This is a genomic window from Terasakiella sediminum (genome assembly GCF_033100395.1).
In the GTDB taxonomy this organism is placed as follows: Bacteria; Pseudomonadota; Alphaproteobacteria; order Rhodospirillales; family Terasakiellaceae; genus Terasakiella.
This window is the reverse complement of sequence record NZ_JAWLVJ010000013.1, coordinates 1-12,869: the sequence shown is the minus strand read 5'-3', so window position 1 is coordinate 12,869 and position 12,869 is coordinate 1. Positions and strand designations below refer to the sequence as shown.

Annotated in this window: 11 protein-coding genes; 8 read left to right on the top strand and 3 right to left on the bottom strand. The window is 49.2% G+C overall.

Translation table 11 applies throughout. From position 1 onward, the window contains the following. Positions 1–29: 29 nt before the first annotated feature. On the top strand, positions 30–2,909 hold the full coding sequence (locus tag RYZ26_RS11515) for a P-loop NTPase fold protein (RefSeq protein ID WP_317683360.1): 2,880 nt from the start codon (positions 30–32) through the stop codon (positions 2,907–2,909). Here RYZ26_RS11515 and RYZ26_RS11510 read toward each other — a convergent pair. Next, positions 2,906–4,288 carry a sensor histidine kinase gene (locus RYZ26_RS11510; protein WP_317683359.1) on the bottom strand — a complete coding sequence of 461 codons (1,383 nt, stop codon included), beginning with the start codon at positions 4,286–4,288 and terminating at the stop codon, positions 2,906–2,908. The genes RYZ26_RS11515 and RYZ26_RS11510 overlap by 4 nt on opposite strands. Further along, positions 4,288–4,953 carry a response regulator transcription factor gene (locus tag RYZ26_RS11505; RefSeq protein WP_317683358.1) on the bottom strand — a complete coding sequence of 222 codons (666 nt, stop codon included), beginning with the start codon at positions 4,951–4,953 and terminating at the stop codon, positions 4,288–4,290. Before RYZ26_RS11505 ends, RYZ26_RS11510 begins: the two co-directional genes overlap by 1 nt. A gap of 87 nt (positions 4,954–5,040) precedes the next feature. Between RYZ26_RS11505 and RYZ26_RS11500 the strand changes: the two genes are divergently transcribed. From RYZ26_RS11500 to RYZ26_RS11480, 5 genes are all read left to right on the top strand, one after another. Further along, positions 5,041–6,144, top strand: a complete 1,104-nt coding sequence (locus RYZ26_RS11500; protein WP_317683357.1) for an ABC transporter substrate-binding protein — start codon at positions 5,041–5,043, stop codon at positions 6,142–6,144. 115 nt (positions 6,145–6,259) lie between these two features. Then, positions 6,260–7,243 (top strand): Bug family tripartite tricarboxylate transporter substrate binding protein, encoded by a 984-nt coding sequence (locus RYZ26_RS11495; RefSeq protein WP_317683356.1) that lies wholly within the window; start codon positions 6,260–6,262, stop codon positions 7,241–7,243. An 86-nt stretch (positions 7,244–7,329) separates the two neighbouring features. Then, positions 7,330–7,806: a tripartite tricarboxylate transporter TctB family protein gene (locus tag RYZ26_RS11490; protein ID WP_317683355.1), complete on the top strand. Its 477-nt coding sequence runs from the start codon at positions 7,330–7,332 to the stop codon at positions 7,804–7,806. Positions 7,807–7,823: 17 nt separating this feature from the next. After that, positions 7,824–9,341, top strand: coding sequence for a tripartite tricarboxylate transporter permease (locus RYZ26_RS11485; protein WP_317683354.1), 1,518 nt, complete (start codon positions 7,824–7,826; stop codon positions 9,339–9,341). Positions 9,342–9,402: 61 nt separating this feature from the next. Continuing rightward, positions 9,403–10,440 (top strand): AbrB family transcriptional regulator, encoded by a 1,038-nt coding sequence (locus RYZ26_RS11480; RefSeq protein WP_317683353.1) that lies wholly within the window; start codon positions 9,403–9,405, stop codon positions 10,438–10,440. Positions 10,441–10,668: 228 nt separating this feature from the next. Here RYZ26_RS11480 and RYZ26_RS11475 read toward each other — a convergent pair whose 3' ends face one another. Further along, positions 10,669–11,523, bottom strand: coding sequence for a LysR family transcriptional regulator (locus tag RYZ26_RS11475; protein WP_317683352.1), 855 nt, complete (start codon positions 11,521–11,523; stop codon positions 10,669–10,671). Between the two features lie 118 nt (positions 11,524–11,641). Between RYZ26_RS11475 and RYZ26_RS11470 the strand changes: the two genes are divergently transcribed. After that, the gene (locus RYZ26_RS11470; RefSeq protein WP_317683351.1) at positions 11,642–12,112 is read left to right on the top strand and encodes a c-type cytochrome; all 471 of its coding nucleotides are present in this window, start codon (positions 11,642–11,644) and stop codon (positions 12,110–12,112) included. A 9-nt stretch (positions 12,113–12,121) separates the two neighbouring features. Continuing rightward, positions 12,122–12,724: a cytochrome b/b6 domain-containing protein gene (locus tag RYZ26_RS11465; protein WP_317683350.1), complete on the top strand. Its 603-nt coding sequence runs from the start codon at positions 12,122–12,124 to the stop codon at positions 12,722–12,724. The last annotated feature ends 145 nt before the right edge of the window (positions 12,725–12,869 follow it).

Sequence of the window (12,869 nt, the reverse complement as noted above, 5' to 3'; positions counted from 1 at the left end):
GAGCAATATATACACTCGGCGGGGATCGCATGCAGGTAGAAAAACTAGAATTCTCTCAGAATTTACAAAGCACTATTGAATTTACTGAAATTCTCGCGACCAAATTCGGCCATGACGTTGTTACTCTGGAACATCTCTTACTCGCATTAACCAACGATCTTGATGCACGCGATCTATTCAAAGCATTTGGAGTAAATACTGAATTCATTGAAAGGGACATAGATGGGTTCTTTAATCTCATATTCAATAATAGGGTTTCAAAACAGTTAGATCAGTTATCCAAAACAGATTCTTATCGTAATTTCCTCATAAGAATTCAAATTGATCGGCAATACCCAAACCAAAATTTGATTACAGGTGCAAATGCAATCGCAGCATTGCTTCGGGAACACGATAGTAGGGCAAACAATATATTATCTAGTTATGGATTACATTTTGAAGGTGCTGCCGACTTTGCCGCCCGGAAAGAGTTTGAAAGTAAAGAAACAGAAAACACAAAAAACCTAGAAAAAGCCGATGCCCTAAAAGAAAACCAAACTAAAGAAACTGTAAACCCAGAAGACATCCTCCCCCGTGTCTGGCTTTGCCAGTACAAACCGACGGACTCAGTTCGCAGTTTCACAAAAGAAACGGAAACAGGGAAAACCATATGGTGGAAAGTTGGGAATAATAATCAGGGGGGCGCCATGGAAGAAGGTGACCCCATTCTCTATTGGCGCTCGGTTAAGGACAAGAATGACCGTGGCGGGATCGTCGGTGTCGGTTATGTGGTTTCGACCGAAGCCAAAAGAAAACGCGGCAGAGACCTTCATTTCAAAACACGGGTTCTGGACTTCTTTGAAGATGCGCCCCTGCCCCGAGACGACGTCATCAAATTTGCAGGCATTACCCGCAAGAACTGGCAAGGCTCCGTCCTCAAGCTCCCTTCTGCTGAAGCTGTGAAAGTAAATGACCTGCTTGTCCAACGAAACAAAGCGCCCATCATCTGGGACAAGATCGTGCCGCCCAAAGATAAAGAAGATCAGATCAGCTTTCATCGCGATGACGCGGAAACTGATCATGACAGCCTGAGCCGTGCGCCCCTTGCCCTTTCCTTTGCCTGGAAACTTCATGATGTCTGGTGCACAGAACAAGGATTAAAACCTTTCCCGGAACGTACACCGACGATTGATGGCACAAGTTTCGTTGCCCATATTGATGCCCCCTGGGGCGGCGGTAAAACAACCTTTGCCAATATGATTGCAAGCGTTTTAAGTTTGAACCCGCAAGCACAGGCTGGCACGACAAAAAAGACCGGGCCCAAATTCCTGCATGAACGTTATCCGGACCGGGACGACCTAAGCGGCCTGTTTATTTCTGCCGCCCATGAAACCAACAACCTGAAAACACTGGACGGAGAGAATAAATGGCATGAGAAAGCACGCCAGCCTTGGATTGTTGTACCGTTTAATGCCTGGTTGCATCAGCATGTCGAACCACCATGGTGGTGTTTTTATCAAAACATCCGCAAAGCCTGTTTTAAGGCCATCAAAAAAGAGGGGACGCCACATGTCATACAGAAAAGTGATGGCACATATGAAACCCAGAGTACCAACTTTGTGGAGCGACGCCTCACACATGCTCAGTTATGGGCCAAGGAAATCTGGTGGCGCCTCACGAATGGCAAAGTCCTTTTTCAACTTTCCGTGACCCTTATTTCTCTCATAATCGGCACAATTTTGTGGAAAGTTGGTGCACTTGAAGCTGTAAAAAATAAGGCTGGTTTAAACACATCGCTAAGTATTGGCTTGATCGTCTCTTTTTTAACAGGAACAGGGGCATTTATTACCGCAGGAACAACCATAATCGCCGATGCCCTCGCCCCCGGACGCACCATGTTGGGTGAACGGGTAAAACTTGGTTCAGGTGATCCATTGGCCCGTTTTCGAAAACATTTTGCGGGGCTGATGGATAGCATTGAACGCCCCGTACTGGTTATCATTGATGACATTGATCGGTGTCAACCCGAATTCATCGTCGAATTGACCCGTGGACTGCAAACCATTTTGCGCTCGCCGCGCGTAGTTTACCTTGTGCTGGGTGATCGCCAATGGATCGAAAAAGCATTTGAAGTCTGTAACGCCGACATGAACGAAATTGATATTGGAAGCGAATATCGGTTTGGCGGTCGCTTTGCAGAAAAGGCCATTCAAATGTCCTATATCCTGCCCAGCATGGACAATTCACAGGATGACTATGTACGCGAAATTCTGTTGGGGAAAACCACATCCCTTCCCGCAAATGAGATATCTGAAGAAAAATTTCGTGAAGAAGCGCGTAAAGATTTATCAGAAAACCAAAACAATGAAGATATCGAAGAAAGTGGCGAAGACCTGGAAGCCCAGGTCCACGACCGCGCAGACCTCAAGCGCATCGTGCGCGAAGAAGTCATTCTTCGACGGGCAACCAAAAGAGACGAAGTTGAACAAGCCATTCGTCATCACCTCCAGCCTGTTGCCAAATACCTTCCCAACAATCCACGACACATTAAACGAACCATCAATGCCATTTCCATGTATCAGGACAGCCTTGTTCTAACCGAACAATCTTTTGAAAACACCGAAATTGGCGGGCAGCGTTGGCGTGAGCTGGTGATCGGCATTGTTTTAATGATGGGGTATCCCAAATCATGGTCCATTTTAACCGACAATCCAAAACTTTCCGAAATGCTGGAGTTAACGGACAATCAAATCAGTAAACTGGATGACGACGTTGCCGCCAACCTGGAACAATTGAAATCGAAATCTGAGGTTCCAGAACTGATCAAAGGGATCAACTTTGCAGTAAATGACACAGCCCCGGCGATTAAAGTACCCTTGACCCCGGATACGATTGAATGGTTAAAACTGATTATCCCGTCACGTTTCTAAGAAGTATGGGGCAACATTAAACAAACACGCACACCACCAGCTAATCTGTTTGTAAACTCGATCCTGCCGCCAAGGCGTTCAATAATTTCTTTCACAATCGGCAACCCCAATCCACACCCCTCCCCATCAGATCGACCTGCGCGGTCAAAGCGATCAAAGATTGTCGGGATATGATCTTCGGCGATACCGGGACCGTTATCTTCAACTTCAATGCCCACATAGTCCTGCTGAATAGTGGCACGCAGCGTCACCACCGTTTCAGCCGGACAATAGGTTAAAGCGTTATCGATCAGGTTGTTGATAGCCTCGCTTAAAAGAGCAGCATTGGCAGAGACCTCAATTGTTTCTTCTGACGCCTCAAATCCCAGATCAATCCCCTTCTCCATCGCTTTAGGGACCATCCGTCCAGCAAGATCACGGCATAAGGGGACGACGTCAAGCGTCGTCATGGTCAGTTGGGAAGCATCCGGGCTGGCTTTGGCAAGGCTCAGCAACTGATTGATCAGGCGGCTGGACTGATGGGTTGAATGTTTCAAGTGCGTCATACGGGCATGAAGTTCCGCCATGTCGTTGGTCTTTAGTGCCAGTTCGGTCTGGGTCTGAATGGCAGCCAAGGGGGTTCTGAGCTGATGAGCAGCGTTCGATGTAAAGCGGCGCATGGAAACAATACTATCGGACAGCCGCTCCATCATATTGTTGATGGCTCCGATCAGGTCCAACACCTCTTCTGGCACGTCATGTTTGATCGGATGCAGATCATTGGGGTTACGTCGATGCAAAGCTTCCTGCAGGCGAACAAGTGGCTTTAGGCCCCAGGAAATGCCCCACCACATAATCGCGGCAGCCACCACAATCAGGATAAATTGACGAAACAGGGCCTCGCGGATCATTTTATTAATCAGGGCTTCGCGTGCATCGGTGGTTTCAGCCACCTTGACCAAAACCCGCGTTGAAAGCTGTGGACTGGACAAAAATTCCTGCACCATGCCAACCCGGATATTTTCCCCCTTATAAATCGCGTCATAAAAGACAGGGGCTGTTCCTTTAACCCGGCGATCCAAAGGGGGATGTGGCAGGTCACGATATCCCGTCAAGAACTGCTGACCTTGTGTTTCCACCTGATAATAAATCCGGTCCTGATGTTCACTGACCAGCATCTCCAGCGCCACGTATGGGATATCAACTTCGATTTCCGTGCCCACAATCAACACCCGTTCTGAAATCGCAAGCGCTGAGCCAAGTAACCCGCGATCATATGCTTCGTTGGCAGCCACCTTGGCACTGGAGCGAGCTTCCAAAAACATGATAGCAGAAATAGCCATAAGCCCGGTCATCATCAGGAACATCAGTCGTTTTTTGATGGAGATACGGGCAAACATCACGGTTTCTCCAGCAAATATCCAAGTCCGCGCACTGTTTTAATATTCAGCCCTGTTTCTTTCAGTTTCTTGCGCAAGCGGCTGATGTAAAGTTCCACCGCATTAGGCGTGATCTCATCATCAAAATTGGCAAGCCCATCGGCGATCTGCTCTTTACTGATCACCTGCCCGATTTTGGCGACAAACAGTTCCAGCAGGCAGAATTCCCGTTTTGGAAGGTCCAGCACTTGCCCATCTACCTGTGCAAGGCGTGAAACTGTATTGAATTGCAGTTTCCCGACCTGTACCACCGGGGACTTATGACCACTGACCCGGCGCAACAAAGCCCGAATACGCGCTTCCAGTTCAATCAGCTCAAACGGTTTGGTGAGATAATCATCAGCGCCTAAATCAAGTCCCTGCACCCTATCTTCAATTTGATCACGTGCGGTCAGGATCAGCACCTGTGTATTGGTTTGGCGTGCCCGAAGATTGCGCAAAACCTCCAGACCGTCACAACCCGGCAGGTTTAAATCCAGCACCACAACGTCATAATCCTGGGTGCGCAGAACTTCATCTGCTTCCACTCCGTCGCCCAGTACATCGACCGCCAGATCAAGCTGCGCAAGTGCAGACGCTATGCCATCGGCCAGCGCGATATTATCTTCAACAACAAGGACTCTCATAACGTCAAAAGACTATCTTGTTTTTATCGGCTAAAGAAGATGTTATTTTCAAACTGATCTTCACGCCTACCATCCGGGACATTCTTTATGCCTGCATTCATCGCCCTGTTCTGCACTGTTTTCCTCTTCTCGGCACATCCCGTTGTCGCCCTGGAATTCCTATATCCAGAACAGATAAAACAGGATAACGATCAGGATTTACCGGAAAATACATCTTTGCAACCACAGAAACTGACGATTTACAGCACCACTGATAATTCGGCCATGCGTGAGGTCCTGCTGGATTTCCAAAGCCTCTATCCGCGCATCAGTATCAACTATCATGAACTACAAAGTCTGGAAGTTTTTCAGCGGGTGCAGGAAGATAAAATCGATCAAGGCGCTGATATCACCATCAGTTCCGCCATGGATTTGCAGATGAAATTGGTCAATGACGGTTTCGCCCAAAGCGTGAACCTGACAACCGAGTTTGACCTTCCCAACTGGGCGACCTGGCGCGATGAGGCTTATGGCATTACGTTGGAACCTGCCGTCATCATCTATTATAAACCTTATTTCAAAGACCGCCCCTTACCGCGCAATCGGGCCGAATTAATCCGTTTTCTGGAAAACTCGCCAGCCGGCCTAAAAGGTAGCCTTGCGACCTATGACATTGAAAAAAGCGGCCTTGGATATCTGTTCCTGTCGCGTGATGACAGCCAATATAGCGCCACATGGGATCTGGTGCGTGCCCTTGGCAACAACGATGTCACCCTGCTCTCACAAAGTTCTCAGATCATCGATGGCGTTGCCAGTGGGAAATTCAAGCTGGGTTATAACGTCCTTGGCACCTATGCCATTTCCCGCCTGCAAAATAATCCTGATCTGGGCGTGATCCTGCCGGAAGATTACACCACCGTTTTTACCCGACTGGCCTTTATCCCAAAAACAGCCCAGTCTCCGTCTATGGGGAAACAGTTCCTGGAATATCTTCTCTCCAAACGCGGGCAAAAGCTGTTGTCAGAAAAAGCGCAACTGAATGCCATCCATACCGATGTACAGAATATCCCGGCGCAATTTAAAGAACTTTACGATGATAACCGCAGCCTGCGCCCCATCAATGTCAGCCCTGGTCTCTTAGTCTATCTGGATCAGATGAAAAAGAAAACGATGCTGCAACGCTGGCGTAAAGCATTGAATTTAAAACCATAAACAATTTCGCACTGCAGCGACAGGTTCACGACAGCTTCCATCGGTAGCCTTAAATTATGAACGCACCACAACAAAGTGATGCATTGATTTAAAAGTCTTACAGGAGGCACCCTAAATGTTTAAGTTTTCCCGTCGTTCCTTCCTTGCAGGTCTCGCCGCAATTGGCATGAGCGCTGCTGTTGGTGCAGCTCCAGCACAAGCTGCTGACATTGACAAGCTGCACTTCGTCATCCCCGGTGGTGCCGGTGGTGGCTGGGACGGTACAGCCCGTGGTACAGGTGAAGCCCTGACCAAATCCGGTATTGTCGGTACAGCATCTTATGAAAACATGTCCGGCGGTGGCGGCGGTAAAGCCATCGGTTACATGATCGAAAACGCAGCATCCCTGCATGACACCCTGATGGTGAATTCTACCCCTATCGTCATTCGTTCTCTGACAGGTCGCTTCCCTCACAACTTCCGTGACCTGACTTTGATCGCAGGTACCATTGGTGACTATGCGGCTTTCGTTGTTAAAAAAGACAGCCCATTCACAGACTTCAACCAGGTCGTAAAAGCGTACAAAGACAAGCCACGCAGCGTTGCCATCGGTGGCGGTTCCGCCCCGGGCAGTATGGACCACTTGGTCCCAGCCATGGCCCTGCAGGCCGCTGGTGCTGATCCAACCAAAATCAAATACGTCCCTTATGATGCTGGCGGTAAAGCGATGGCGGGTCTGCTGTCCGGTGAAATTGCGGTCCTTTCCACAGGTTTCTCTGAAGCTGTTGCCCTGGCCGAAGCAGGTGAAGTTCGCATTATTGGCATGACAGGCAACGTACGTAACGATGCCTTTAAGGACGCCCCAACATTGAAAGAACAAGGCATTAATGCCGAATTTGTAAACTGGCGCGGTTTCTTTGCTGCCCCGGGCCTGCCGAAAGAAAAAGCAGATATGTACCGCGCAGCGCTTAAGAAAATGTATGACACCCCAGAATGGGAAGCAGTGCGTGCCCGAAACGGCTGGGTCAACATCTATAACCCTGGTTACAAGTTTGAAGACTTCCTGATCCAGCAAGAAGCCGTCATTCAGGACATGATGCAGAAACTCGGTTTCCTCTAAGCCCCAACTTTGCCAAGCCGAAGTCCGCCTTTTGCTCCCGCATAGGACTTCGGCTTCTTTTTATCTGAATTTCAGGAGTTAAAGTCATGGCCTTGGATAAATGGATTGCCGTTTTCTTTCTCGCCTTTTCGCTGGCTTATGGTTATGCCTCTTATACCTACCCGCTGCTGCCGTTTGAACGCAACATGGCGTTCCTTCCAAATACATTGCCAACGGCCCTGAGTGTCATCGGGATTGTGATCTCTCTTATCTTGCTGCTTGGTAAAAAGAGCGACGAAGAAGAAGGCGCTTCCAGCGATATCGATCTCAACAAGCTGAAAGAATATAAAATCGGTCAGGCCTGTTCCATTCTGGCGGCCATGGTCGTCTATGCCCTTTTGTTGCGCCCCTTGGGTTTCATCCCGACAACCATCTTCTTTCTGGTGGGTTGCGGATGGATTTTGGGTGAACGCAAGCTTCACATTATGATTTCGGTTGCCGCCGTCGGCACAATCGGCATCTGGTATCTGGTTCAGGAAGTGCTGGGCATTTTCCTGAAGCCACTGCCCTGGTTCATTTCTTGAAGGTAGAGGATTAAACCATGCTTGAAGGTATTATGCTCGGCCTGGAAACGGCCTTTTCATTACAAAATTTAATGCTGGTGGTCTTTGGCTGCCTGATCGGGACCTTGATCGGCATGTTGCCCGGCCTTGGCCCCATGTCTATCATCGCCATTATGATCCCGGTTGCCATATCCATCGGTGATCCATCTGCTGCGCTTATTTTGCTGGCAGGTGTTTATTATGGCGCGATCTTTGGGGGATCAACCTCTTCCATCCTTATCAACGCCCCTGGCGTTGCTGGGACCGTTGCCACCTCCTTTGACGGTTATCCCATGGCGCGCAAAGGCATGGCAGGTAAAGCTTTGACCATTGCAGCTATTGCTTCTTTTTCCGGCGGGACCATCGGCGCTTTAATGCTGTTAGGCTTTGCACCAGCACTTTCAACTGTTGCCCTGCTGTTCCATTCCGCTGAATATTTCGCCCTGATGGTTGTTGGTCTTTCAGCAATTGCCGCCTTTGCCGGGTCAGGGAAAGTCGCGAAAGCCCTTATGATGACCGTGCTTGGCCTGATGCTTGCAACAGTCGGTGAATCAGCACTTTTTAACGCACCGCGATTTACCATGGGTCTGTCTGATCTCCAGTCCGGTTTCAGCTTTGTAACACTCGCCATGGCACTCTTCGCCCTGCCGGAAGCACTTTATCTCGTGCTTGATCCAAAACGCGGGCATAACTCCGAAGATGGCGCAGCGATCAAGAACCTGCGCATCACCAAGGATGAAGCCAAGAAGATTGCCCCGGTAATCGGTCGCCAATCCCTACAAGGTTTTCTGATCGGTGTGATGCCCGGCGCAGGTGCAACCATTGCCTCTTTCCTTGGCTATGCAGTTGAACGCAATATCGCCAAAGGCGAAGAACAAGAAGAATTCGGCAAAGGTTCTATCAAAGGCCTGGCTGCGCCGGAAAGTGCAAACAACGCAGCCTGCACAGGATCGTTCGTTCCCCTGCTGACCCTTGGCATCCCAGGGTCCGGCACAACCGCCATTCTGCTGGGTGCATTGATTGCGCTGAACGTTAACCCCGGTCCGCGTTTGATGGTTGATAACCCATCGATCTTCTGGGCTGTGATTATTTCCATGTATGTGGGCAATGTGGTTCTGCTGATTCTGAACCTGCCGTTGATCCCTTATATCGCGAAACTTCTGACCGTTCCGCGGAACTATCTGATCCCGTTCATTCTGTTCTTCACCATGGTTGGTGCCTATATCGGGCAGAATAATGCAACCGAATTGTTGATCCTTGTGGGCCTTGGCATTGGGGCAACCATCATGCGCTTCGCAGATTATCCACTGGCGCCGCTCTTGATCGGCTTTATTCTGGGTGGCATGCTGGAAAACAACTTCGCCCGTGCGGTCAATATCGCCGATGACATCAGCTTCATGTGGGAACGCCCCATGACATTGTCCCTTTTGGTTGTTGGCCTGCTTTTGATTATCATACCAGCCTGGCGCAAACGCCTGGCGGCAAAACGAGATCTCAGCGTCGCCGACGGCGATTGATCCACGAAAGGAATTTGAAAAGAGGGAAAGCTACTTTCCCTCTTTTCTATTGGAGATAAGAATGATCAATGTGACACGGTTTATCTTTGCCCTTGTAATTGGCGGTTTTGGCGGGTGCGTCTTTAACCTGTTGCATTTCCCCCTGCCCTGGCTGTTGGGTGCACTTGCTGGCACCATCATCGCCAGCCTTTCTGGGGCGCAGATCGAAGTCTCCAAAAATATCCGCAGATATATTGCCATCATCATCGGCTTGATGCTCGGCAGCACTTTTACCCCGGATATTCTGGTGCGTATCCATGAATGGGTGCCGACCCTGACAGCCGCTGTGGTCTACGTCTTCATCATCACCGCAGTTGCCCAGATTTATTGTCGTAAGGTGCTGAAGATGGATGGGGTCACTGCGCTTTTTTCTGGATTACCCGGTGGCCTTTCTGAAATGACATTGCTGGGCGAAGAAGCAGGCGCCGACATTAAAAAACTCACCCTCACCCATGCCTGCCGTGTCGCCTGTGTCTTGATGATCATTCCTTTCGCCCTGACTTATCTGTTTGATATGAAAGAGGTTCAACAAACAGACGCGGCCGAGAACTGGAATCTGATTGAAATCGCTCTCTTGATCGCTAGCGGTGCCATTGGGGCTTATATAGCCAAAATCCTAAACGTCCCGGCCAACAAAATTATTGGCCCACTGGTCATCAGTAGCATCATTCATCTAATTGGCTGGATCACAAGTGAACCCCACGCCTGGCTGTCCATCGCCATTCAATTGCTTGTCGGCAGTTCATTGGGGACACGCTTTTACGGCACATCCGTCAAAGAAGTGGGTAAAGTCATGGTACTTGCCATCATGATGACGCTGGTGATGCTGAGCGTAACCTTCTTATCAGCCTATCTGATATCCCTTATGACCGGAATATCTTTCAGCGCCCTGTTGTTGGCCCTGTCACCTGGAGGTTTTGCGGAAATGGCACTGGCGGCCCTATCTATGGGGATTGATCCCGCCTTTGTAACCACCCATCATGCGGCCCGACTATTCGTTATCGTCTTCATTACTCCCATCGTCATCAAGCTGCTACTGAAAAAGACCAAGAGTAAATAGTTTTATTTTTCCAGGTGACCATGAAAGGTAAATGACAGCTTTCTTCTCTATAAAAGTTCTTATGGATGGTTCTTGCGAGCCATTCGGGAACTCATTGCGAAGAGACATCTCCCTATGGGTATTCGCTACCCTTTCAGTGCTGGATCAGGTCGTGCCCTCGATCACCTGATCCGGCATTTTTTTATGTCAGGGTATTGAGCGCCTCACCACTCAAAAAGGCCCGCACGTTCAGGTGCCTTCCTTGCCGCCCCAGCTGTGTCGCTTCAGTGCTTTATAAAGATGATCCATACAGACCCGCACCCGTTGGGCACGAACGATATCCGGATGCGTCAAAAGCCATAGGTCCACATCATATTCGACAAAATCATCATAAACCCGTGTCAAAATATCCGAGTCATCCCCAAGATAGCGGGGTAAAAACACACTGCCGACTTTGGCTTCTGCCAATGTCTTTAAACTCACAAAACTATCGGCACGCGCAACAATGTTGAAATCGCCAATCAGACTGGAAAAATACCGCCCGAAACTGGAAGATGCCAGCGGTTCATCCAGTCCTAGCCAGGGCAATTCCTTCAAATCCTGGTTCTGCGTCACACTCAAGGCTGTATAAATGCCAAATTCCAGCTTCCCGACCCGCCGCCCGATCAGATCCTGCGGCGGTTGTTGGGACGGACGCAGCGCGATATCCGCATCCCGGTTAAACAGATCCAGCCGCTTGTTGGTCATAGAGATATCAAGGGTGATGTCGGGATAGGCCTTCCGTAAGACAGGAACCTCTTCCACCAGAATAGGAAACAGGGAATCGGTTGTGGTGATTCGCACATGGCCGCTGAGGTTTTGCTGCCCACCTGTCGCCTTACGTTTTAAATCTTCTAAAATTTCATCTATTGATTGTGCCGCATCCAGAAAAACCGATCCAGCTTCAGTTAATCGATACCCTTCACGGCGATGCTCAAAGATCGGTTCGTCCCATTGAGATTCAAAGTTCTGGATACGACGGATCACCGTTGCATGGTTAACACCAAGCATTCGTGCGGCCCCTGCGGCTGACCCTTCTTTGGCAACCGCTAGGACAAATTCCAAATCGCTCCATTTTAACCTGTGCATAATTGCACATACTAACTGACTATTTTAGGGGTGGCTATATGAATTATTAACATTACAATTGCGGGTATATTTTTTAGGAAGACGGAGTTTATAAATGAAACGCATGATCAAAATGGCCCTTCTGGGCGGTTTGCTCGTAAGCGCAGCAGCCCCGGCACTGGCTGACAAAGCAGCAGAAGACAAAATCAAGGCCCGTCAGGGGTACTATCAACTGGTCAAAAGCAATGCTGGTCCTTTGTTTGGCATGGCAAAAGGCGACATTGAATATGATGCCAAGGTTGCTGCAACAGCTGCAAACAACCTGAAGACCCTTTCAGTATTGGACAATGGCCATCTCTGGATTCCGGGCACATCCAAAGAAGAAATGCCGGGCAAAACACGTGCGTTGAAAAAAATCTGGGATACCTACCCAGCCATTGGTGACAAAATTGGTGGCTTTAAAAAAGCTGTTGATGCATTGGCTGCAAATGCAGGCAACGGTCTTGACGCACTGCGCGCCAACGTTGGTCCCCTTGGTGGTGCCTGTAAAGCGTGTCACGATGAATTCCGTGCCGACAAGTTCTAAGTCAGTCACATGACACGCAACAAGTCATATAGCTGGAAGCGTGTGTGGGACCTGCCCACACGCGCCTTCCACTGGCTTCTGGTCATTTCCGTCTGTACAGGCTGGTGGTTGGGCGAAAACCTGAGTTTTTCCAACATTTCCTGGCATTTTTATCTGGGATATACAACGGGCGGCCTTGTACTGTTTCGCCTCATCTGGGGCTTGATTGGCCCCAAATACATCCGACTATCCGCGCTGTTTCACAAGCCGCAGACAACACTGGACTATGTGGCAGAAATGAAAAGCCGTGAACCCAGCGGTTATCCAGGACACAGCCCGGTTGGCTCTCTGTCCGTCCTCGGATTATTAGCAGTTCTCGCGCTACAGGTCGTAACCGGATTATTTGCCGAAGCTGACGATCTGTTCTCCGCAGGCCCCCTATCAAGCTATGTGGGGTCAAACATCGTACAGCTTGCCAACGCCATTCACGAGATTAACTCTAAAATCTTGTTGGCGATGGTCGTTCTGCATTTGGCAGCTCTGATGTTTTACCTGATCTGGAAACGAGAAAATCTGATCCGCGCGATGGTAACAGGCAAAAAAATGCTGCTGGATAAAAAAGACGACATTTAAAGAAGTGGACCTGCTACACTAAATTTGAGGATACTATATCATGCCGCCTTCAAAATGGACCCGCTGCACTAAAGTGGAGGATACTTTACTCTGTCATGCAGCCTTCATTTCAAACTTCATAGGGCTGATGTTGCCCAAGTATGAA

Bases quoted from the DNA above. Each gene is read 5' to 3' on its own strand.
- RYZ26_RS11490 (WP_317683355.1), top strand. From the start codon at position 7,330: ATGGCCTTGGATAAATGGATTGCCGTTTTCTTTCTCGCCTTTTCGCTG.
- RYZ26_RS11480 (WP_317683353.1), top strand. From the start codon at position 9,403: ATGATCAATGTGACACGGTTTATCTTTGCCCTTGTAATTGGCGGTTTT.
- RYZ26_RS11500 (WP_317683357.1), top strand. From the start codon at position 5,041: ATGCCTGCATTCATCGCCCTGTTCTGCACTGTTTTCCTCTTCTCGGCA.
- RYZ26_RS11495 (WP_317683356.1), top strand. From the start codon at position 6,260: ATGTTTAAGTTTTCCCGTCGTTCCTTCCTTGCAGGTCTCGCCGCAATT.
- RYZ26_RS11515 (WP_317683360.1), top strand. From the start codon at position 30: ATGCAGGTAGAAAAACTAGAATTCTCTCAGAATTTACAAAGCACTATT.
- RYZ26_RS11465 (WP_317683350.1), top strand. From the start codon at position 12,122: ATGACACGCAACAAGTCATATAGCTGGAAGCGTGTGTGGGACCTGCCC.
- RYZ26_RS11505 (WP_317683358.1), bottom strand. From the start codon at position 4,953: ATGAGAGTCCTTGTTGTTGAAGATAATATCGCGCTGGCCGATGGCATA.
- RYZ26_RS11510 (WP_317683359.1), bottom strand. From the start codon at position 4,288: ATGTTTGCCCGTATCTCCATCAAAAAACGACTGATGTTCCTGATGATG.
- RYZ26_RS11470 (WP_317683351.1), top strand. From the start codon at position 11,642: ATGAAACGCATGATCAAAATGGCCCTTCTGGGCGGTTTGCTCGTAAGC.
- RYZ26_RS11485 (WP_317683354.1), top strand. From the start codon at position 7,824: ATGCTTGAAGGTATTATGCTCGGCCTGGAAACGGCCTTTTCATTACAA.